This window comes from Floccifex sp., assembly GCF_051873555.1.
GTDB lineage: Bacteria > Bacillota_I > Bacilli_A > Erysipelotrichales > Erysipelotrichaceae > Floccifex.
Window position 1 is genome coordinate 1 of the sequence record NZ_JBJEEY010000006.1, and the last position, 23,512, is coordinate 23,512.

Annotated in this window: 23 protein-coding genes and 1 tRNA gene; 2 read left to right on the forward strand and 22 right to left on the reverse strand. The window is 32.3% G+C overall.

The window, feature by feature from the left end; all coding sequences use genetic code 11:
- Window positions 1-52: 52 nt before the first annotated feature.
- From ACI32A_RS00440 to infC, 5 genes are all read right to left on the reverse strand, one after another.
- Window positions 53-970 (reverse strand): DUF2812 domain-containing protein, encoded by a 918-nt coding sequence (locus ACI32A_RS00440; protein WP_439753050.1) that lies wholly within the window; start codon window positions 968-970, stop codon window positions 53-55.
- 2 nt (window positions 971-972) lie between these two features.
- Complete coding sequence (locus ACI32A_RS00445) at window positions 973-2,199, reverse strand: aminopeptidase (RefSeq protein WP_439753051.1); 1,227 nt, start codon at window positions 2,197-2,199, stop codon at window positions 973-975.
- 70 nt (window positions 2,200-2,269) lie between these two features.
- Window positions 2,270-2,629, reverse strand: coding sequence for a 50S ribosomal protein L20 (gene rplT, locus ACI32A_RS00450; RefSeq protein WP_439753052.1), 360 nt, complete (start codon window positions 2,627-2,629; stop codon window positions 2,270-2,272).
- 20 nt (window positions 2,630-2,649) lie between these two features.
- Window positions 2,650-2,844 carry a 50S ribosomal protein L35 gene (gene rpmI, locus ACI32A_RS00455; RefSeq protein ID WP_154459806.1) on the reverse strand — a complete coding sequence of 65 codons (195 nt, stop codon included), beginning with the start codon at window positions 2,842-2,844 and terminating at the stop codon, window positions 2,650-2,652.
- A 16-nt stretch (window positions 2,845-2,860) separates the two neighbouring features.
- Window positions 2,861-3,409 carry a translation initiation factor IF-3 gene (gene infC, locus ACI32A_RS00460; RefSeq protein WP_439753053.1) on the reverse strand — a complete coding sequence of 183 codons (549 nt, stop codon included), beginning with the start codon at window positions 3,407-3,409 and terminating at the stop codon, window positions 2,861-2,863.
- 232 nt (window positions 3,410-3,641) lie between these two features.
- Here infC and ACI32A_RS00465 point away from each other — a divergent pair.
- A tRNA-Lys gene (locus tag ACI32A_RS00465) sits at window positions 3,642-3,717 on the forward strand.
- A 39-nt stretch (window positions 3,718-3,756) separates the two neighbouring features.
- Here ACI32A_RS00465 and ACI32A_RS00470 read toward each other — a convergent pair.
- The 17 genes from ACI32A_RS00470 to mraZ all read right to left on the reverse strand — a co-directional run bounded on the left by ACI32A_RS00470 (window position 3,757) and on the right by mraZ (window position 22,212).
- A complete protein-coding gene (locus ACI32A_RS00470) occupies window positions 3,757-4,662 on the reverse strand; it encodes a hypothetical protein (protein WP_439753054.1) in 906 nt (301 codons plus the stop codon).
- A gap of 21 nt (window positions 4,663-4,683) precedes the next feature.
- Window positions 4,684-5,376, reverse strand: a complete 693-nt coding sequence (locus tag ACI32A_RS00475) for a glycosyltransferase (RefSeq protein ID WP_439753055.1) — start codon at window positions 5,374-5,376, stop codon at window positions 4,684-4,686.
- Window positions 5,373-6,089 carry a glycosyltransferase gene (locus ACI32A_RS00480; RefSeq protein WP_439753056.1) on the reverse strand — a complete coding sequence of 239 codons (717 nt, stop codon included), beginning with the start codon at window positions 6,087-6,089 and terminating at the stop codon, window positions 5,373-5,375. The genes ACI32A_RS00475 and ACI32A_RS00480 overlap by 4 nt, the downstream gene beginning before the upstream one ends.
- A gap of 45 nt (window positions 6,090-6,134) precedes the next feature.
- Window positions 6,135-8,261 carry a glycosyltransferase gene (locus ACI32A_RS00485; protein WP_439753057.1) on the reverse strand — a complete coding sequence of 709 codons (2,127 nt, stop codon included), beginning with the start codon at window positions 8,259-8,261 and terminating at the stop codon, window positions 6,135-6,137.
- Between the two features lie 69 nt (window positions 8,262-8,330).
- Window positions 8,331-9,986, reverse strand: coding sequence for an LCP family glycopolymer transferase (locus ACI32A_RS00490; protein WP_439753058.1), 1,656 nt, complete (start codon window positions 9,984-9,986; stop codon window positions 8,331-8,333).
- A 2-nt stretch (window positions 9,987-9,988) separates the two neighbouring features.
- A complete protein-coding gene (locus ACI32A_RS00495) occupies window positions 9,989-11,518 on the reverse strand; it encodes an LCP family protein (protein ID WP_439753059.1) in 1,530 nt (509 codons plus the stop codon).
- 73 nt (window positions 11,519-11,591) lie between these two features.
- Complete coding sequence (locus tag ACI32A_RS00500) at window positions 11,592-11,993, reverse strand: GtrA family protein (protein ID WP_439753060.1); 402 nt, start codon at window positions 11,991-11,993, stop codon at window positions 11,592-11,594.
- Window positions 11,994-12,050: 57 nt separating this feature from the next.
- The gene (locus ACI32A_RS00505; RefSeq protein ID WP_439753061.1) at window positions 12,051-12,797 is read right to left on the reverse strand and encodes an SGNH/GDSL hydrolase family protein; all 747 of its coding nucleotides are present in this window, start codon (window positions 12,795-12,797) and stop codon (window positions 12,051-12,053) included.
- Between the two features lie 11 nt (window positions 12,798-12,808).
- On the reverse strand, window positions 12,809-13,945 hold the full coding sequence (locus tag ACI32A_RS00510) for a DHHW family protein (RefSeq protein ID WP_439753062.1): 1,137 nt from the start codon (window positions 13,943-13,945) through the stop codon (window positions 12,809-12,811).
- A 13-nt stretch (window positions 13,946-13,958) separates the two neighbouring features.
- The gene (locus tag ACI32A_RS00515; protein WP_439753063.1) at window positions 13,959-15,320 is read right to left on the reverse strand and encodes an MBOAT family O-acyltransferase; all 1,362 of its coding nucleotides are present in this window, start codon (window positions 15,318-15,320) and stop codon (window positions 13,959-13,961) included.
- A gap of 14 nt (window positions 15,321-15,334) precedes the next feature.
- Window positions 15,335-15,805, reverse strand: a complete 471-nt coding sequence (locus tag ACI32A_RS00520; protein WP_439753064.1) for a DUF4358 domain-containing protein — start codon at window positions 15,803-15,805, stop codon at window positions 15,335-15,337.
- A 95-nt stretch (window positions 15,806-15,900) separates the two neighbouring features.
- The gene (ftsZ, locus tag ACI32A_RS00525; RefSeq protein ID WP_439753065.1) at window positions 15,901-16,986 is read right to left on the reverse strand and encodes a cell division protein FtsZ; all 1,086 of its coding nucleotides are present in this window, start codon (window positions 16,984-16,986) and stop codon (window positions 15,901-15,903) included.
- Window positions 16,987-16,995: 9 nt separating this feature from the next.
- Window positions 16,996-18,252, reverse strand: coding sequence for a hypothetical protein (locus tag ACI32A_RS00530; protein ID WP_439753066.1), 1,257 nt, complete (start codon window positions 18,250-18,252; stop codon window positions 16,996-16,998).
- A gap of 70 nt (window positions 18,253-18,322) precedes the next feature.
- Window positions 18,323-20,485, reverse strand: coding sequence for a penicillin-binding transpeptidase domain-containing protein (locus tag ACI32A_RS00535; RefSeq protein WP_439753067.1), 2,163 nt, complete (start codon window positions 20,483-20,485; stop codon window positions 18,323-18,325).
- A 62-nt stretch (window positions 20,486-20,547) separates the two neighbouring features.
- Window positions 20,548-20,850, reverse strand: a complete 303-nt coding sequence (locus tag ACI32A_RS00540; protein WP_439753068.1) for a cell division protein FtsL — start codon at window positions 20,848-20,850, stop codon at window positions 20,548-20,550.
- Complete coding sequence (gene rsmH / locus ACI32A_RS00545) at window positions 20,835-21,779, reverse strand: 16S rRNA (cytosine(1402)-N(4))-methyltransferase RsmH (RefSeq protein WP_439753069.1); 945 nt, start codon at window positions 21,777-21,779, stop codon at window positions 20,835-20,837. The genes ACI32A_RS00540 and rsmH overlap by 16 nt, the downstream gene beginning before the upstream one ends.
- 1 nt (window position 21,780) lies before the next feature.
- Window positions 21,781-22,212 (reverse strand): division/cell wall cluster transcriptional repressor MraZ, encoded by a 432-nt coding sequence (gene mraZ / locus ACI32A_RS00550; RefSeq protein WP_439753070.1) that lies wholly within the window; start codon window positions 22,210-22,212, stop codon window positions 21,781-21,783.
- Between the two features lie 156 nt (window positions 22,213-22,368).
- Between mraZ and ACI32A_RS00555 the strand changes: the two genes are divergently transcribed.
- On the forward strand, window positions 22,369-23,512 hold a 1,144-nt coding region (locus ACI32A_RS00555; protein WP_439753071.1), incomplete at its 3' end, for an L-lactate permease.

Below are 23,512 nucleotides of genomic sequence, written 5' to 3' on the forward strand. Positions count from 1 at the left end.
CTATGATTAGCGCAATTTTTTTTATTTTAGGGTTATTTACTCGTTACAGCCCCTATTTTTTGCGTCTTCTTTTTTTGTTTTCTTTTGGTGGTACTTGTTCAATAGTATTCCAGTCCGTATCTAATTCTTGCTGCGTCTGAGAATAATCCGGTTCATTTTGTGATCGAATAAATTCTTCTTTTTCTTTTAAACGTAACCGTGTTTTTAGTTTTTTCACTGCTTTTTTACATATCACTAAATGATAGGCATATACAATAAACAAAATCAGTGCAATAATCAGGATAATGGCACTAGAAACCATGGATTCTAAGAATCCATTAATTTTTAATGTAACAAAGATTGTGATGGCACAAATGGCCATGACGATAAAACATAAAAACATAGTAGAACGATAGGAATTGGCTTGTTTCTTAAATAAATTGAATTTTTCTAAATCGTTTTCAATTGTTTTCTTATATTCACCAAATCCTAATTCATTTCTTAAAATAAACCAGCCAGCTTCATGGTGCTTCTTTCCAGGTAATTGATAAATTAATTTCCATCCTTCACTTTCCCATTGTTTCCACATTTCTGGTTTTGGATCATAAACAAAATAAACAAGACTATAATAATAATTTTCAGGTTTTCCTTCTTTAAAATAATATTTTTTCCCTGTATTTTTAATGTAGTGATAACCCATTTGTGACTTAGACTCTAAATATGACTCAACTTTTTCATATTCAGTCACAAAAAAGCTTTTCTTTTCATAGAAAATATCCGCATCTTCAAAATCTTCTTCACTATCTTCAATAGTTTCATATTGAGGCACTTCTTTGACTTCTTCTTCCATTTGAGGTACGTCAACTACATACACTTGTGAATCGGGTTCAACTAAGTCTGGATGTTTTTCTAACATAGCTGGTGCAATATCATCTTGTGAAATTGTTTCTTTCTGACTTCGTTTTAATATGCGGCGTTTTTTTTGTTCCATTTTCAATCCTCCTCAAATATAGATGAAAAATTTCCGTTTTCAAATATAGATACTTCTTTTCCATCTCTACAAATTGCTTTGATTGATAAGTCCTTTGTTCCTATCATAAAATCAACATGCGTCAACGAATCATTTAATCCCATTTTCATCAATTCTTCTGTATTCTTTTTCAGACCATCTTGAATGCATTCCGCAAAAGAAGAACCCAACGCAAAATGACAAGCGGCGTTTTCATCAAAAAGTGTTTCATAGAAAATAGTTTTTGTCTGTGATATAGGAGATTCATATGGAACTAAAGCCACTTCTCCTAAATACGATGCATTTTCATCAATATTTATTATACTTTCTAATACGTCTTTTCCTTTTTTAGCATCAAAATCAACCACTTTTCCATCTTTAAATTTCAACACAAAATCTTCAATTAAGCTTCCGTTGTAGCAAAGTGGATACGATGCCACTAATGTTCCATTGGCACTTAATCGATCTGGACTTGTAAATAGTTCTTCTGTTGGAATATTTGGAAAATAATAGTTTCCATTTAATAAAGTGGAACCTCCTCCCATAAAGATATAATGTTCGGGTAATGAAATCGTAAAATCGGTTCCAATTTGATTTTTATAGTGTAGAGTTTTGATATTCAATGAATTAATGATATTCATTTTGTGAATAAAAGAGTTTTTATGGTTTTCCATATTTTGTATAGGATCCCCTTCCAATCGACAAATCGAAAAAATGGCATTCCATAATTTTTGCAATGCATTTTCATCGTCTGGATATACTTTTTGTGCCCATTTTTCAGTGGCAACAGCTGCAATACACCACGCATTTTTCATAAACATGCGTCCATCACGGTATTCTTTTGTGGCTTCGTTTTTGGCTTTAGAATACGCTGCGATTTTTTTGGCATCTATGTCTTTCATCAATTCAGGGTCATCCCCTATTAAATATAAGTAACAAGCATTGTCTTTTGCACTTTGATTATAAAATAAAGCATCGGCTTGTGAATAATGTGACCAGGCTTCTATATCTCGATTGAAAAATCGCATATGATTAACTATTTCATCGCTATAGCGTACAATCACGTCTTTGGCTTTTCTTTCAAATGCGTACTGTGTTACATAGCGAACGAGTTGAAAGGCTTCTATAGGGGCTTCTACAACAACCATCTGGTTTTCTTGTACATTTAATCCTGAATAAACAAGTAATTTGGCATATTGTTCTAATTTCATATTGTTCTCCTAAATTAACCATTTCATTATAACATTGAAAGAAAAAAAAAGGAATCAATCGATTCCTTAATTAAGCATTTAAAGCTGCTTTTGCTTCATCACATAATTTAGAGAAGCTACTTGCATCATGAATAGCCATTTCAGATAACATTTTACGGTTAATATCAATGTTAGCCAATTTTAATCCATGCATTAAACGAGAATAAGATAAATCATTCATACGAGCGGCTGCATTAATACGTGCAATCCACAATTTACGCATGTTTCCTTTTAATTTACGACGATCGTTGTAAGCATATTTAAATGAATGCATTACTTGTTCGTTTGCTGTTTTATATAATGTGTGTTTAGAACCAAAGTATCCCTTAGCTAATTTCAAAACGCGTTTTCTTCTAGCACGAGAAACAGTTCCACCTTTAACTCTAGCCATTTTGTTTTCCTCCTATTTTCTTACTTTACTAACATATCTTTGATACGTTTGTAGTCAGTAGCATGTACCGTTGAAGGTTTTGCTAAATGACGTCTTTGTTTTTTAGTTTTCCCATGGAAACGGTGTGATGTATAAGCATGTGATCTTTTTAATTTCCCAGAACCAGTCTTTTTAACACGCTTAGCTAATCCTCTGTGACTTTTCATTTTAGGCATAGTAGTTCCCTCCTTGTTATTTCTTTTTAGGTGCCAACACGGTTGACATCGTATTTCCTTCTAATGAAGGTTTTTTTTCAACAACAGCAATTTCTGCCATTTCTTGAATAAAGTTGTTCATGATTTCTCGACCAACTTCCTGGCGAGTCATCATACGACCACGGAATCGCATATCAATCTTTACTTTCATGCCCGATTCAATCCAATTTTTCGCATGTTTTAACTTTGTTTCGAAGTCATGCGTATCGATGATTGGCGATAAACGAAGTGATTTAATTTCCACAACATGTTGTTTTTTCTTCGCTTCTTTTTCCTTTTTCTGTTGTTGGAAATGATATTTTCCATAATCCAACACCTTACAAACCGGTGGTTTTGCTTTCGCAGCAACACATAATAAATCTAAATTTTGATTATAAGCAAGCTCTAATGCTTGTTTCTTTGACATAACGCCCATTTGTGTACCATCTGAATTGATTACCATTACTTCTTTAAAAGGAATTTTCTCATTAAATAAATCATCATTCACATTGTTTGGGGCAACTCTTCTATTATTGATATCCGACACCTACTTTCTCATAAAAAAACGGGCACACAGAATGCACCCGAAAAACTACTTGCTCATTGAATTGGCATTGACCCATGTTTCAAAAAACATCAGGTGAGAAGGGGTGCTTCTATCTTTCCATTTCTTGCTTGTATATACTATCATGTATTGAACTTGTTGTAAAGACTTTTTTTAGAATATTTCAGTTGCATTCTATGGGTCTCTGTGTTAAAATACATAGGCAAGTAAAAATGGACTCTTAGCTCAGTTGGCAGAGCAACTGACTCTTAATCAGTGGGTCTAGGGTTCGAATCCCTAAGAGTCCACCATTTATAAATAAACAGCAACTGCTTAGCAATTGCTGTTTTTTATTTTCGATTGGCTTTACCGGAAATAATCCATGGTGCAGGTTCCTGTACAAAAGAATTTTTATTATTTAATTTAGAAACTGCAATTTGAATAATTTCTGTATCTAATATTGAATATTTTTCAAAGATTTTTGAAATTGTACCTGCTACACTAAAATCTAATGTATAAACAACTACATTAATATTAGGATTTAATCGAGTTAAATAATCTAATTCCTGTTCCATAGAAGCCGATGCCACTAAAAATACTGTAGAAGGAACTGGTAAATCTTTCATTGTTTCTTCATTCACACAGTCTACAACTTCTATATTATGTAAACCAAAGTGTTCAATATTTTCTTCCATTGTTTTTCGATCTTCTTTTTTATATTCAACCGCAACAATGGTTCCTTCAATAGCTATAATAGCAGCTTCAATGGCGATGCTTTCTCCTGAAATAATACAAATATCGTCTTGTCTGGAAACATGCATTTTATTTAAAATAACAGAACGAATTTCACTTCCTACATATCGAATCGATCCTCGTAAAAAGCTTGTATTGTCCATTCCTATTTTATATGTATTTCGTGCTTTTTCATTCACAATCAACATACCTGCAGAAGCATTAATACCTCGATTGATCATGTCTTCTAACTTATCTTTTTTAATTTCACCTGTTGGATTGCTTCCTTCGTTGTAATAAACATCACAATGTCCCAATCCAACTTGCCACATTTTATAAAAAATATCTTCGTTTCCTGCTTCTGTGAAAACTAAAACAGCGCGATGAGATTCAACTGTTGGAATGACATTCTTATTTTTTCGCGTGATGTCTATTATTTTTACTTTTTCTAAGTCAATGTCTGTATTCTTGGCATAGTATTGAAGCCAAGATAAAATAACATCATTTGTGAATAATTGCGTCATATGGACTCCTCTTTCCTTTTTTTATATTTTATCACATTTAAGAGCACGAATCATTTGTAAGCGCCATTGAATTTGCTGATGAAACGAAGAAGAATGTAAATTAGATGCATTGTTTCCATGTCTTCGATATAATAAATAACATTGATGAATCCATTTTGTTTGTCCATATTTTTCCCCTATACAGCCAATATATTGATCGTGCATAGGAATATTTGGAAACGGTAATATTTTCTCTTTTAAATCACTTGTAAAAGCCATACAGCAGCCAATATATGAATTACGAATTAAATTATGAATCAATCCTTTTTTGCTTTTATGAACTTCCATATAAGAAGGTTGTAAAACCTTTAATTGTTCATCAACAATAGAGCAATCATGTAATAAAACTTGATATGGACCATCTAAATAGAAACACAAATCAGCTTTTCCCTTTAACCATATATCATCTTGATCACTTAAAAAAATAATTTCATTTTTGGTATGCATAATCGCATTTTCAAAATTTTTGATCAATCCTTTCCCGGGTCCATCTATACAATGAATTCTTACATCACAAAAGGATTCTATAATTTCTTTTGTTTTGTCTTGACTTGGATCTATAGAAATCACAATTTCATCGTTTTCTTTTAATTGTTTTAATATAGAATCAATTTGCTGCTGGATATATTTTTCTCCATTGCAACAAGCCATTGCCACTGAAATTGTTTTTCTCATATTTTCTCCTTGAACATAGAAACATCCCGATATTTGATCCATAAACGCAACATACGCTTATAAAGTGTTTTCCTATAGTTTTTATGAATCAATTTATAAAATACTTTCGTGTCTTTTTTAAAAATCTGAAACCGAATGCGATCACTTTCTTTTGAATTTGTTGTTGCACTGAATGATTGTTGCAAAGTTGTATTCACTACTTCAATGGATTTGTCTTTCATTGTATATAGAAAATAATGATCCACATAATCCAAAAATAAATTTTCATTATATCGATACGATTGAAACAAAGATAAATTAATGCACATGCCACTATTGATTCCTGAAATATAGGAAACATCTAATTGATTTAAAGACTTTAAGCGAATACTTTTTCCGTTTTTAAACATAGAAGGCGATAATAAAGTGTCTTGATCTTTAACAATAGGAAGACAAATATCCGCATGTGATTCTTCCATTTTTTTAAAATAATCATTTGAAAGGATTGTATCATCATCAAACAAACAAAGACGTCCAGTCATTTCTGGATACATGGATTGAATATAATCCAAGGCACGATTATAAGCATAAGACAATCCTTTATTTCCTTTCATTGACAAATATATATGTCCATTGGCTTGTACAATTTCTTTATTTTTATAATCCATTTCACTGTTGTCACAAACAATAACATATTGATTTTTTAAAAAGGAGTACGAAATAGAATCTTTCACATTTTTATTATAAATGACTAAAACACAAAAAAATTTCATATACTTTTACCTGTATAAATTCAAGACTTGATCTTGAATTGTATTCCAATCTCGATTCTTAGCTGTTTGTATTCCCTTTTCAATTAAAGACAAACGAAGATTTTCATTATTTATCATCTGTTCTATACAAGAAAGCGCCTCTTGAATGTTTCCTTTTTCGTAAAACAAACAATTTTCGTTATGCTTTAAATATTCAACGTTTCCTTCATTTGCTAAAGCTAAAACCAATCCACCTGTAGCCATCATTTCCAATGGAGGATACGAAAAACTTTCCAGTACACTTGTTTTAATTAAAATATGACATTGACGATAAATATCGGCAACTTGTTCAAATGGAATTTGATGCAAGAATTTATCAACGCGATACCATTCTTTTGGTCTTGCATTATAAGACATATACCATATTTCAAAGTGTTCTGGATTTAAATGTTTTACAATTTCAAAGCTTTCATCTACATTTTTATGTTCAGCTTGACAATCCCCTTCAATTAAAATACGAATTTTTCCGTTCCAATCTCTTTTTGCTGGATAAAAGCGATTGCTTTCAATTCCATTGGGCGCATATTTTGCTTCTTTATAAAAATCATTTTTCAACCAGTTTTGACACCATTTTGAAATTGTTAAGAAAGAATAATGACTTCTTGGATTGTAGCTTTTCTGGGCTTTGATTTTTAAAGGATCTTTAAAAGAATAAAAATCCGTTTCATAGTTCTGTACTAAATATTTTTTTTCCTGAATGCCTTGTATTTTTTCTAATTCATCAATAGTTACCCACATTGTGGCAATGGCCTGATCTATATGAAAATTTATTTTATTTTCATCCAATGAAAGAATTGGAAATATATATCCTTCATATGTTGTATATTCATCTGTATCATATAAAGATAAAATCGAAACATCATATCCAGCTTCCTGCAGTATAGACATATGTTTTAAAGCAACCATGATTCCTCCACTGATTTGTACTTTAGGCATCGCAAAACAAATATTTGGATGTAATATAGATTGTATTTGATGAACAAAATGAGAAGAAGAATACATCGTTGTACAGTATTTTAAACAATATTCATAAGCTTGATTCGCCAACGTTTCTCTTAATGTTTTAGATTCAATGCAACGAATTAAATTGGTTTTCCAATCTTCTAATGAATGACATAATAAACCAGTTTTTTCATTTTGAATTTGTTGAAAAGCGCCTATATCAGAAGCAATTGTGCATACCTTGACTAAAGAAGCTTCAATCCATTTTATTTCAGATTTAGCTTCATTGAATATTGAATTTTTTAATGGCGCTAAGTTAATATCCATTTGAGCCATGCACTGCGGTAATTTTCTATAATCCATAAATGGATGTACAACAATTTGAGGATCATTTACTTCTAATTCTCCACAAACATGTAGTGTAACATTGGAGTATTGATCTAGGATTTCTTTTAATACTGGATAAATCATTTGAAAATCTTCATTATGTGTAATACTTCCACTAAAATATCCAATACGAATATCTTGATGTTCTTCTTTTTTTACTGCCTGTGACAATTGGACCATTTCAATAGAAGCTACATTTCGGTTGATAATAACAGGCTGAATATAATGAGACAATTCTTTTTGTAGTCGATTTGTTGTGGTAATAGCTGCATCACACATAGACAATAACTGTCCCATTTTTTGAACATCTAAATCATATTGTTCTTTATTATCCATGGTTTTAACATATTCAATTTGATTTGTATAACACGTATCAATGACTAAATCATCTATATCATAAAAAACGGTTTTATTGAGTTTTTTTGCGATTTGAATAAATTGATCTAATTCTTTTGTATAAACACAACGAAAAATCACAAATGCACGATATTGATAAACAAGATGTTGTGAAATAGCTTTATAAAATATTTCATCTGTTGTATATCCCTGCAACATGAGTTGTTCTCTTTGATGTGTTATGCGATAACGAACTGGATGTGGTAACAATTGAGGATCACAGCCATTTATAAATAATATATCTTTTGTCGCATCTAATTTCTTTTTTGCTTCCTTTTTCTGATTGAGAAAACGCCTTGTATGTTTCATAACACCGTTTAGACCTTCAGTCTTTAAGACATGCATTGTTTTTTGAGTTAAACTTGCCATGTTTTTCTCCTTTTAAAAAAGGAATACGATAGTATTCCTTATAGCATATTGTAAGGAACAAATCCTTATTTATTGTTCTGGAACATAGGTATTATAGTCATAATATCCATATCCATAAGCATATAAATCTGCTTGCACCTGTGCATTAATTTCTTCGGAACTTAAAGCCCCTTCGGATTCAGTCGCATTTAATGTGTCTTCGACTGTTTCAGATGACTTTCCTTCTAATACAGCATCTATTTTTTCTTGGGCAATGCGAATAGATTCTTCATATGGAACTGTTACCGATGCTTCAGAACCCAAGGCTGCACAATTCAGCATATCACCATACCCCGTAATTTGATAGCTTTCAAATTTCCATTCTGGCATTGCCTGAATCTGGAATTTAATTAAATCGGTAATTTCAGATGTTGTTAAATTGGTTTCAAATGCTTTGCTTAATGCATCCAATAAAGATGCATATTTAGAAAGAATTTCTGTTGAAGTTGCTTTATCAAAAATGGCTTTTAAAACTTGCTGCTGATTACGAACACGCTGATTGTCTCCATCTAAATATGCATGTCGTTCTCTGGCAAAAGCCAGTGCTCGTTGTCCATCTAAATGATTCCATCCTTCAACAACGCCTTCCAATGTATGATCGGCATAGAAAGTAGAAACAGCCATGCCTTCTTCCACATAAACATCAATGCCTCCTAAAGCATCAACTATATCAATAACACTGGAAAAATTGGCTCTAAATGTATAATTGATTTCAATGTCTAAAAAGTTTTCAATTGTTCTTTGTGTTGTATTTAAGCCATAAATACCAGTATGCGTAATTTTGTCCATAGCTCCATTTACACATGTTTCTGTAGCATCACAATACGTTGCCATATAAGTATCTCTTGGCACACTGGTCAATAAAACAGTGGATGTTAATGGATTAACAGTTACTACCATATTAACATCACTTCTTGATAATTCGCCTACATCTCCATAAGTATCATTTCCTGAAATCAAAATGTTAAATGGTTCTGTTGTAATGTCAGAAACTGCTAATGCTTCGTTTTTGGATTCTGTATAATAAGTTGTTTGAAATATGACATTTGTTTCTGAATCAAAATCCGCAAAAGTTTCTATCTCTTTAACATTTGTTCGATATGTTTCATTTAAAATAATAGCATCTACTTCTTCATTATATAAAGAATTCACGGCTTCTTGTACACTGTTCATGGTTTCAAATTTGAATGGAAGATCACTTTTACTTTCCACTTCTAGTTCTTTACATAAATCTGATATGCTTTTTTTCGTTCCATAGGTATCAATTGATTTTAAAGTACCCACTGTATTTGATGCCTTTAAATCTGTTATTTCATGAATATTTGATGAATTTAAAGATATAATAGAAACCACATTTTTAACTTTTCCTTCATTACTTGTTACATTTGAAATCATATGTGTTGTTTTATAAACATAAAAATTTCCAATGCCCGTAATTACAACCAATGCTAAAACAACCAAAGAAATCAAAAATTTTGAATACCAGTGATTGGTAAAAAAATTTAATAAAATAATAAAAATCAAAGCTACCAATCCTATACAAATAGATACAGGAATTAACAACGTTGTTGGGAGTACATTCATTTTAATGATTTGAAAAATCAAAAATGCGATAAATGCGATTAAAAATAATGATAATAAAATTGAGAAAATACGAAATACAATTCCATTTTTCTTTTTTTTCATACCTAATCAGCACTCCTTTCAATTCCCTGTGAAGAATTTCCCTGTTTGACTGCTTCAATTTTAGCAATTCCTGTTAATACAGATGATTCATCTGGAATTACTACATCCGCATATCCGCCTAAACTTGGACAGAAACAGCTGTCTCCATAACCACTAAGAGAATAGCTTTCAAATTTCCATTTTGGTAAATTACCAAATTCAAATTTTAATAAATTAGACATAGATTGAGTTGGCATATTGGTTTCAAAAGCCCCGGCTAAGGCACTGACAAAGTCTGGATAATTCAATAACATGGATGGTTTTGTCAAAGAAGAAATAATAGCTTCTAATACAATTTGCTGATTTTTGACACGCTGGTTGTCTCCATATTCATAGGCATGTCTTTCGCGTGAAAAAGCTAAGGCTCTGGCACCATTTAAGTGATTCCATCCTTCTTCAACTCCACCTAAAGATGTATCTGCATAAAAGGCATCTACAGCCAATCCGTCTTCTACATACACATCAATGCCTCCTAGAGCGTCGACTAAATTCACAACCGATGAAAAGTTAACACGAACATAATAATTAATGTCTGTCTGTAATAAATTTTCCAGTGTTTTTTCGGTAGTAGAAATACCGTATAAACCAGAATGCGTTAATTTATCTTCTAATTCTGTATCACTATAGCCGTCTGTAAATTCAGCAATTGGAATGTAAAAATCTCTTGGAATACTTGTCATTAAAACTGTTGCTGTTTTTGGATTGACTGTAACCAGCATATTCATATCACTTCTTGAATTTTCATTAAAGGCTCCATAGCTGTCGTTTCCACTAATCAAAACTGTAAAAGGTTCTTTTGAAACATCAACATCATCCAATGAATCTTGTTTCTGATTTTCATTTTCTGTATAATATGAAACACTGGCAATGGAATTGGTTTGGTTCATAAATAGACAATAAGTTTCATCTGCAGTAATAATCCCACTATAGGATTCATTAAATAAAATACCATCAATGTTTCCATCATATAAATCTTCAACCATTTCAAATAAATCGTCATATGATTTTGTTGCATAATCAATATTTCCAATTTCATCAATAATTAAATTTAAATCTTCTTGATTCATTCCTGAAAAATAACCAAGACGACATCCTTCTAATTCTTCCTTAGATCCCATTCTTCCATTCAATACACGAACAGACATTGTGTTGGATATTTTTGTTGTTAAGTCCGTGATGGTTTTAAACGCTTTATTGGTTTCAAAAACATAATAATTTCCAATTCCAAAAACAATGGAAATCACTAAAATACAAAGAGTTAATATAAAATGGGAAAATCCTCTTCTTGCTTTAAAAAACAATAAAATGATTAATAACAAAGGTAATGAAATGAGAATGACAGAAATAGGAATCACATAAAAAATAGGTAATACATTCAAACGAATGATTTGAATGACTAAACCAATTGTGAATAATATCAAGATCAATGAAAAAATTAATGATAATAAACGAATAAAGATACCCGCTTTACGTTTATTTCTTCTTTTTGCCATATAAATACCTGCCTTCAATCTTTACTATCGTATCATAAAACACAATAAATTGTCTAATAAACAAAAGAAAAAGCTAGTAAGCCATTCGACTTCTAGCTTCTATAAACATTTTACGTGTTATAAAATTAAAAATTGTTACATTCATAGTTGCCAATATTTTGGCAATAATATAATTAATCAATAAAATACCAGCAAAACCAAACATCAAAATTTCATTAAGAATCAAAGCAATAATTGATAAAAAAGAAAAAGTAAAAAATATTTTTTTCTTTCCTCTTGATTCATCTACCGCAAAGACATACATTGTACTGACTTTATAATTAAATATAACTGAAATGGTATAGCTGATTGTAGTTGCCATCAATATATTCATATGCATCATTTCTTTAAAAACAATCATTAATAAACAATCTAAAAGAAATGAAACAATACCAACAACCCCAAATCGAACCATTTGACGCACTAGCTTTTTCATACCATAATTTTATCAAAACTTTTACAATTCTATCTAATTTATAACCAATAATTCCAATTAATTATCCATTGCATCCACTATAGCATTTAACCAAGTCGAATAAAAAGAAGACGTTAAATGAATGCCATCCCCTGAATAAATTGGTGCATTTCCACCATCTGCCAATCCAGTCACATCCACATATGTACAAGATTCAATCGCAGAACATGCTTTTTCTAGTTTAGCATTATAATTTGAAACATTTCCCCATTCTGGATTTTTATTCAAGGCTTCAGGCGAACAAGGAATAATAGAACAAAGATATATTTTCGCATTAGGAACAATATCCAGTATATGATTCATCTGTGTCTTAGCCAATCCATCATATCCACCTTCTATACCATCTAAATTAAGTCCCATATCATTCACTCCATAACTAATGAAGACATAGGATGGATTTAAACTTTGTAACTGACTATCCCAGTCTGGTATATTATTTAACGAATTTCCGCTTGCCGCAAAAACTCGATTGGAATCCAAAAGTCCAAATGCACTATATCCCATAACACGAGAATCTCCATAGAATACATAGTCATCAATCAAGCTAAAGACATCGAGTTCTCCATTTTCAATGGCTTGTTTTCTTTCAGCTTGTTTTTTCTTTTGAAGAGTGGATTGAATATCTTCCACTTTTAATTGTTCTTGTTTTTCTAAATATGCTATTCCTTTTTCTGTTTTATCTGAATTGAAAAAAATAAAATATATGCCACTCACAAATACAATCAATATCAATAGAAAAAGAATCATCTTATTTCTTTTTTTCATAGCGACTCCTTTCACTGAATAGACAATACATCTTTTAAAGATGTATCTTGTACAAATGTATTAGAATTGTAACAATACAAAACATCGGTAATACATTCGCTTTTTATAATTTTATGAATGTCATCAAAATAATAACGTGGATCCACAATAGTAATTGTTCGATAATATGGAATCAAAAAAGGAATCAGGGCATTGGCATATGAATCCTTAAAAATCAATAAACGAGAAGAAGAATCGTTATCCATTTCCAATTTTGCATAGCCTGCATTTCCATTTAAGAAAACCGTATACGGATCATCGCTTTTTAATCCTTCCAATGAATACATGGAACGAGATTTTGTTGAAGTTGATGTATTGGTATACACATAGTCACTATTATTTTTTGGTACATAGATATCAATTTCATCTTTTAATCCAATGCATCCTGTACGATTGGCAAGTGTTCCTTTAAAATTCATTGTCACAGGATAAATTGTATAATCCGATTGTTTCACATCGCCTAAGTTTAATTCCTTAGCCATTTGCTGAAACGTATAAAAAGCACCTAGACTTGTCCAGTGATGATCGGTTTTATAATATAAATATTCATCGGCATGTTCTTTTAATGTATTTCGTAAATCTATAGTATGTAAAGAAGACACACGCGAAAAAATCTGATCCATTTGTTCATCTTGCAAAGAAGAAGCAGCATAAGCTGGTAAATAGTCTTGTTGAATACTGATGGCATTAGGAACCAGAAGAAAAGTCATATTTAATTCTGGATACATTTCTTTAAAAGCATTGATGGCATCTAAATTATTATTTAATTGTTGTGTATTTACTTGTGCACTTTCTTCAATCAATCGTCCCTTTGCCAGATAAACATCATCAATTTTATTGTTTCCACTTAATTTATTTAAAATATATTTCAAATGTATAAAAGTATTTCGAAACACAAACTGATCCGAAAACCAGTTTTCTAGATCTTTTTCATAGGTTCCATCCAAAACTGCAGAAGAAGTAAAAGAAGGAAATTGTTGTAGAGATCGATTTTCTACCGATGATTTATCTTTATCCGGTACTACTAAATTAACAATTAAAGTGATAACCACGATGGGTACAAAGAATAAAGTAAGATACCGTGATAATATTTGTTTATACTTTTCCATAAACCCATCCTTTCTAAAACGCAAAATATAAGAAAGACTGGAATGTGTTTGAAATCACATATGCGATTGCAATCAAAAACAGAATCACATATACAATAGTCAGACACATGCTTCCTTTTTGTTTAAATGAAGATAATATTTTTTGTTCCAATTTTGTATATAAAGGAAACGATAATAATATACTAACAACCAGCAATAAAAAGTTTCCTCTCAAATAAAATAAAGAAGTCGTATCTACTAAAGAAGCATTAAGCCCAAATAAGTGTCCAATACAAATCAATGCACTTGTTAAATTTTCTGACATAAAGAAAATCCAGCTGATCAATACTAAAAACAAAGTATAGATTCTTCTTATAATTTTTGGACATTTTTCTAATATATCCTTCAAAAAAAAGCGCTCAATCAATAATAAAATTCCAAAATATAAGCCCCATATAATAAAAGTCCAATTGGATCCATGCCAAATTCCAGTTAATAGCCATACAACTAAAATATTGCGAACAATTTTAATAGTGGTAGTACGACTTCCTCCTAACGGAATATAAACATAATCACGAAACCATTGTGACAATGAAATATGCCAGCGTCTCCAGAAGTCCTGGATGGAAGTGGCATTATATGGATGATTAAAGTTGGCATCAAATTGAAATCCAAATAAATTTCCAATTCCAATGGCCATATCGGAATATCCACTAAAATCAAAATAAATTTGAAGCATATAACTCAGTGCAAATAACCAGGCTCCCAGTACACTTTGGCTGGAAGTCAGATTGAAATGCAACAAAGACAATGAATCAGCTAAAATAACTTTTTTGATTAATCCAATACAAAATAGTTTAATTCCATTGCAGAATAAATCCATTTGAAATGGATGATAATTTAATTGTTCTTCCATTTTATGATATGGAACAATGGGACCCATAGAAATCTTTCCAAAAAATGAAATATACAATGCCAGTGAAATTAAATTTTTCTGGACTTCAACTTTATTTGTATAAACATCAGCTAAGTAGGATATACAACTAAATGTAAAGAAAGATAATCCTACGGGTACTTTTAATTCCAGTTGAAGAGATGGAAAAAATAAATTTAAATATTTATATAAAAATAAAATTAATATTTGAAGAGCTATGGCAAAAATAAAAGCAATTTTCCTTTGTTTGCCATTACTTGAATCCATTTCCAAGGCTGTAAAATAATTGAATAAAATATATAAAATCAATAAAATAGCTGTACTTGGATTTAACCAGGAATAAAACAGAATCGATAATATAACTAAAACAATTTGATTCAATAGTTTGGGTTTACAAATAAAATGAAGAAATAACGAAACAGGTAAAAATAAAAAAATGAAAAAAACGTTATTAAATGTCATCTTTGTTCACCCCCCTATAATGAATTTTTAAAGCTTTGATCGACTTCCATACAATTTTCAGATACACAATAAAAAGCATAGTTCCCTCGTACATCAATAGTTGCTTTTTTTAATAATTGTGATTGTTCTTCAATATAGCCATCAAATACATTTTTCTGGTTTTCAATTCGTTGTTCCATCATCAATTTAAAATCCACAGCTTGTGAAGTATCTGAAAATTTAACCAATACAAATTCCTGTGCTTTCATTGGATCGGCATTTTTGTAGTAAACAATAGCTTCATAGCTCTCTGGATTTAATGACAAAAATCGTTTAATGGCTAAATTATCTTGTTGTACAAGCTCTGTCATGTCTATTTTTTCAATTGTTTTTTGTGAAACCTCTTCAAAAGGGACATTAGATGTGCCTGGTTGTTTGAATTGAGTTAATACAAATGTGATTAATAAAATAGAGATAATAATTTTTACAATTTGATATTTATTCATTTTCTATTCCCCTGATAATGAAATTATTATACCTCATTTCATGTAATTTTCGTATATTTTTATGTAATAAAAAAAGCCCCAAAAGGGGCCTGGTATTAACGGTTAAAGAAGAAATTTGGAATTTCATCGTCCTGGTTGATTTCTTCAACACTTGTGACAACACCAGTTGATGAAGCAGCTTTAGGCTGAATAGCTTGTTTTGTACTTAAAGAAGCTGCATCTGCTCTTTTTTTAATTTGTTTTGTTTCTTCAAACCCAGTCGCAATAACAGTGACAATAATGGCATCGCCTAATTGTTCATTGATTGCAATACCGAAAATACAATCAATTTCTCCACCAGCTGCATCTTGGATAACAGCCACTGCATTTTGGGCATCAAATAAACTTACTTTATCCCCACCTGTGATATTGATAATAGCGGATTGAGCTCCATGGATTTGAGATTCCAGTAAAGGCGATTGAATGGCTTTTTCCGCAGCAGAAACGGCTTTGTCTTCTCCTTCTGCCATTCCAATACCTATTAAAGCACGTCCCTGATTAGCCATTACAGAACGAACATCTGCAAAGTCTAAGTTAACCAATGCTGGTACTGCAATTAAATCCGAAATTGTTTGAACACCTTGGCGTAATACATTATCAGCTGCCTGGAAGGCTTCTTCGATTGGTTTACGTCCAATGACTTCTAATAAATTATCATTAGAAACAATAATATATGAATCCACATATTTCTTTAATTCTTCAATTCCTTCTTTGGCATTATTCGCACGTCTTCTTCCTTCAAAAGTGAAAGGACGAGTTACAACACCAATAGTTAAAGCCCCTTCTTCACGTGAAATTTTAGCAATAAGTGGAGCAGCACCTGTTCCTGTTCCACCACCCATTCCAGCAGTGATGAAAACCATATCGGCTCCTTTAATGGCTTCACGAATTTCTGTTTCGCTTTCTTCTGCGGCTTTACGTCCATATTCTGGATTGCCACCAGCTCCTAATCCTTTTGTCGTGTCTTTTCCTAATATAATTTTATTTTGGCATGGTGAGTTTTTCATGACTTGTACATCCGTATTGGCAATGTAAAAGTCTACTCCTTTTACGCCTGCAGCAACCATTCGATTCACGGCGTTGGATCCTCCTCCACCAACTCCAATGACTTTAATATTCGCAACTTGATTAAATTCTGTCATATTGATTCCCTATTTCCTTTCTGTTAAAATTACATTTTTTAGTTTTTGTGTGAAGTTTCCTTCACCTTTTCTTGTTTGTTGATTAATGGCATCAATGCTTGCTTCTAATTCATTGTTATTGGGACTGATTTTATCAATACTTCGAATTTTGTTGGCTTCTTGCCAGGCATAAATCATTCCCAAAGAACATACATAACTTCCATCACGAGCTCCCATACAAGATTCCTGATAAACCATAGCTTCAGCATTAAATGATTTTTCCAGATCCTTGAATACAACAATATTCGATCCTTGTCCCGTTAAAATATAACGCGATTTGGATTGTTTTACAATAGGCGCACATGTTTCATTAATTTGGGCAATCCATTGACGAATTTTAGGCATACAAGATTCCGCCAATTCTTTTTCTGTGATTTCGACGCGGTCTAAATCATTTTGTCCAATATATATAATAATATCTTTTGCTTTTGTTTCATCGCTATAGAATAAATTTTGAAGCAATCGATAACAAACTTCATCACTTAAATGATATTTTTCTTTCAAATCTGATGTAAACCAATTGAATCCTTTTTCCAAAGTCGCTGTGTTCATTAAGCGTCCTTTAGAGAAAACACTCAAAGTACAATGATCGGCTTCTAAATCCAATTGAATCATCATGCGATCATAGCTCATTTCCAAACAAGCTGTCTGTTGAGAAATCGCATATGTATCTAAACATAAATCAAGAATTTCAAGATTTGCTTGTTCGACACATTTTGCATATGAATAAATGGTTTCTTTATCGGCATACAATAAATCGACATTCATATAGAAATCTTCACAAGATTCCTGTAATGGAATTTTTTTTGTTTCTGTATCATTTACTGTATATAGAATACGATTTAAATTCACAAATTCCACTTCATCGCTTGCTTTTCTTTGTATGGCTTTATTGTATCCTTGTTGAATATGGAACAAACGAATGGTATGTGTCCCATCTTCAATTTGTATATGAACTCTTTGATTGTTTCTTTGTACATTCACACTTGGAATGGCCAATAACACTCTTTCAATACGGTATCCCAAAGCTGCTTGCGCATTGGTTGTAACTTCACGAATGGATTTTACAACACTGGCTTCATCCACAACTTTTTGATTCTGGATGCCTGTGCAAGAAGCTTTTTCCGTTCTTAACACATTATATCTTCCATCAAATACTTCAAGAACGACTAAACGAACTTCTTGATCTGCGATTTCTAATGATGCATATACTTTTTTCTTGCTCATTTGACGTCTCCTTTTTTTACTTATTTATAATATCATAAAATAACACAAATATTGTACTATTTATAGAAAATTACTCAAGTTTTACGACTATTTTTGTTTTTGAATCAATGGTTTCTCCAACCGCAACGCTTTGTTCACTGACCTTTCCCTGTCCAGAACTAGAATAAGAAATTCCCACTAAATCACAGAAGACTTTAACATCTTTATACGTCCATCCACTCATATCTGGCATTGTGATATTTTGTCCATCTGTTAAGATGAAAATATGATCATTACTTGTCACCAATGTTCCACTTTCAGGATATTGATTCACAATATGGCTTCCATCTCCAATGTATACACAAGGAACCTGAATGCTTTCTAATTTATTTTTTACATAACTATCTGTATGATTTTTTAACAAAGGCATTGTATAAGAATTCCAGGATTCACTGGTATCGTCTTTCTTTTCGGTATCGCCTCCACTTATGCCTTCAGCAATAAGTGCCGCCTGCATAATGGATTGAAAATAACTGGCAGAATAATTGACATAATTTGGACCTAACATACCCCAATATACCATAATTTTAGGGTCGTCATAAGGAGCTGCGGCCATGACACTGGAAGAATAAATAGATGTACTATATTTCCCTGTTTCTTCATCATAATATTCACCTGTTCCAGTCTTAGCAATCATGTCTACCCCATCAATGGCAAATCGTTCTCCACTAGCACCTTCTGATAATACATTTTTCATGAGGTCTTTCATTTTACTGGCTGTTTCTTCTGAAATCGGTGTTCCAGTAATTTCAGTGGAATATTTTTCTAATACCTCTCCATTATCACCATCTTCAATTTGTTTTACAACATATGGACGAACCATTTTTCCATCGTTAAAAATGGCGCTATAGGCTTGCATGAGCTGCAATACAGTAACAGAACTTGCTTGTCCAAATCCAGTGGATAAATAATCAATGACATTGTCCATACTTTCCCATCCAATGCTTTCATTGACATAAGGAATATCTGTTGCCTGGAAAAATCCAAAGGCTTTTAAATACGATTCAAAATCGGAGTAATTGACATAATTAGCTAATAATTCACAAATCGCAATATTTGATGAATAAGCCAATCCTTGTTCAAATGTAATGGTTCCATAGTCATGACCTAATGCATCACGAATCGTTGGAAAGCCTTCTACTTCATGTGTTGTACGCGTAATTTTTCCTGTAGAAGCATCATATGTATAATTGTATTCTCCAGCTCGATATGTTGTATTTTCAGGAAAAACGCCTGTATCAATAGCTGTTGCATACGTAAAAGCTTTCATAACAGATCCCGGTTCAAATGTCATTTCACTGACATTGTCTGTATAGCTTGGAATTTCTGTTGGATTGTTCTGATCAAAAGTTGGATACGAAGCCCAGGCTAATATTTCACCTGTTTCAACTTCCATTACACAACACCACGCTTTTATCGCATTGTTTTGTTCCATTGTATCTTTCATGATACTTTCAACTGTTTCCTGTAAATTCGAATCTAATGTTAAAACAACATTATCACCATTTTCAGCTTCCTGATAGACAGTTGTTGTTCCTGGAAGAACAGAGCCCGTTACCGTTTGCTGATATTGCACCTTACCATCTTTCCCACTCAAAACATCGTTTAAACTTTGTTCTAAGCCGATTTTTCCTACAATTGTTTGACTTTCTTCGTCATAGCTGGCAAATCCAATCAAATTACTGGAATAAGGAGAAACAGGATAACTGCGTGATACATCGTCTATAAAAACAATGCCTTGTAAATCTAATTTTTCAATTTCTTCTTTTACTTCTTTTGAAATTCGTTTGGTTCCTGTTCCCAATTCTGTTTGTGTCAAGCCTTTTTCAATGGCATTGTCTAAAATAAATTGCAGAGTTGTTCGTTTTGTATTTTCTAATACCTTAGACAAGGCTCTGGCTGTTTTGGCTGTGTCATCCACATAAGCTGCTTTCCCATTTTCATCATATGGTCCATTGATATTTCCGTCTTCATCTTTGTTCGGTAAAATCGCAACAATAGTATATGCTGTCACTTCCTGGGCAATGACATTGTAGTTACGATCATAAATTGTTCCTCTTTTTCCTTTAATCGTCGTATTCACGATACTGGAAGCAATTTGTGGATTTAATGCACTTTCTCCTGACCAGATATGTGTCTTTGTAATCATGGTAAAAAGAACATTAGCAACCACTAATGTTCCAACTAAAAACATAATTTGTATAATATGATATAGTCGCTTGTTCGTTTGCTTGATACCCATCTTGTTTGTCCTATCTATTTTGTTTCCATAATATAGATATTATTTTGATTGTCTTTGACCGAACTGTCAAGCATTCCTAATAAACGAGTTTTATTTTGCAGGTTATTGACCTCTGTTTCCAATTCACTGACGGCTTCTTGCTTGACATTCACTTGTGAAGCCAGTTCTTGTTCCTTCATTTGTAAAGTAATATTATAAGACTTGAGACCAACTCTTGTCCCTGTAAAAAATAGAAACGATAACGCGAAAAGACCAATAACCCAGATATCTTTTCTTAACTTTCTTTTTTTATTATTATTTTTCACATTTTTTCGCATTCCGATCCTATCCTTTCTATTCCCCTGAGCTTAGCACTATGTGCTCTATTATTATCGATTAGCTCTTCATTTGTTGCCACTACCGGTTTTCTATTTATTAATTGATAATCTAATTTTTCTATCCTTAACTCTGGTAAACGCTTGTCAACTTTTTTTGGAACCGCTACTTCTTTAAATATTTGTTTTACAATTCGATCTTCTAAAGAATGAAATGTAATCACTACTAAGCGTCCATTTGGTTTCAATCGCTTTAACCCCTCTTTTAAAACAATTGATAATTGATCCAGTTCGTGATTGACTTCAATTCGAATGGCCTGAAATACTTTTTTAGCAGGATGTCCTTTTTTTCGAAGGACTTTTTCAGGCAAAGCCTGTTTAATGACATCCACTAATTGAAGTGTTGAATCAATTGGTTTTTCTTTTCGAACTTTTTCAATTTGACATGCGATTTTATACGCAAATGGTTCTTCTCCATATTCTTTAAAAATATGACTTAATTCTTCTTTCGAATAGGAATTGATAACCATCCAGGCATCTAATTGCTGTTCCTGATTCATTCGCATATCCAGTCTTGCATCCATTCGATAACTAAAACCCCTTTTTTCATCATCGAATTGTGGCGACGAAACACCTAAATCCAATAAAATTCCATCCACGGCTTCAACCCCCATTGAATCGAGTATAGAACCTAGATTCTGAAATGAATCATGTATACAAGTAAAATTCGTTCCGACTTGTTTCAATCGTTCACTGCTTTCCTGAATTGCTTGTGCATCACAGTCAATTGCGTATAAATGTCCTTTTGTACATTGTTTCAGGATTTCACTACTGTGGCCCCCTCTGCCAAGTGTGCAATCCACATACAATCCATCATCTTTAATATTTAACATATCAATGGTTTCATGTAATAAAACACTAATATGTTTCATATTAACCAAATAAATCTGAAATATTTTCGGCTACTTCTTCAAACAATCCGTCTTGTTCTTCTTCTAATTGCTGCCAACGAGCTTTTGACCAGATTTCAATATGATCGGCAACCCCAATAATCAGACATTCCTTTTCTAATGCTGCCAGGGAAATTAAAGACGATGGAATTAAAATTCTTCCCTGACCATCCATTTCACACTCCGAAGCTTTTGATAACATCATACGCTGATACATACGTGCATCTTTTTTTGTGGAAGGTAAAGACGATAATCTTGCATATACTTTTTCCCATTCACTCATGGTATATACATTCAAGCATCCATCCAATCCACGATTGACAACAACACGTTCACCGAGCTCTTCACGAAACTTTGCTGGCATAATCAATCGCCCCTTACGATCGATATTGTGTTCGTATTCGCCCATGAACATGTGTTTCACCCCCCACTATTCCACACAAAATGCTACTTTGTACCACTATCTTACATCAATTTATATGAAATTCCAATTCTTTTACGAAAAAAATCATATTTTTTCTAATTCATACATAGAAATTTGATATAATTTGAACGATAAAGGAGAGATATCATGGAGTTTATGTATTTTGTATTAGGGCTTCTTCCCATTATCTGGTTGATTATTGCCCTTATCGTTCTAAAAATGCCGACATATAAAGCTGCAATGGGATCTTTAATTGTTGCGATTGTTTTAGCTATGCTGGTTTGGAGATTGCCGGCTATGAATGTATTAACAGCAACTATAGAAGGATTTGCCAATGCTGCCTGGCCTATTATTCTTGTTATTATTGCTGCCATGTTTACGTATAACCTGACACTGAAAACAGGAGCTATGGAAGTTATTAAACAGATGCTGAGTTCTGTAACCAATGACAAACGAATTCTTGTCCTGATTTTAGCTTGGTGTTTTGGTGGATTTATGGAAGGAATGGCTGGATTTGGAACGGCTATTGCGATTCCTGCTGGAATGCTATATGCAATGGGATTTGATCCAATTTTTTCTTGTCTGGTTTGTTTGATTGCCAATGGTGTCCCTACTCCATTTGGTTCCATTGGAATTCCAACTGTTACATTAGCTGGTTTAGTTGGATTGGAAAATACAACCTTATCTTTTTATACCGCAATTCAATTGGCTCCTTTTATTTTGTTGTGTCCAATATTGATTGTGATGGCAACTGGAAAAGGATTCAAAGCTTTAAAAGGTGTTTTACCTTTAACATTGGCATCTGGAATCAGTTTCTTTATTCCAACTTTAATTATTGCCAATTTCGTTGGAGCGGAATTAGCTGTTGTAGTGGGTAGTGTTTGTTCTTTATTTGTGACAATTTTGTTAGGATCTAAAGTAAAATCAAATCCAGAATATGAAATGCAGCAAGCACAAAATAAGCCATTGGTTGTAAAAGACTGTGTAAAAGCGTGGTCACCATTTATTTGTATTTTCTTTTTCTTATTATTGACATCAAAATTAGTGACGCCAATTAATCAAAGTCTGGCTCGTTTTGCTTCTTCAGTACAATTCTATTGTGGAGACAATCCAAATACATTAACATTTTCCTGGATTAATACACCAGGCATCTGGATTTTTATTTCTGCTTTTATAGGAGGAAAAATTCAAGGTGCTTCTTTGCAAGATTTCAAAACCGTCTTTGTTTCAACTCTCAAACAAATGAAAGCAACAATGATTACAATGTGTTCGGTATTAGGATGTGCAAAAG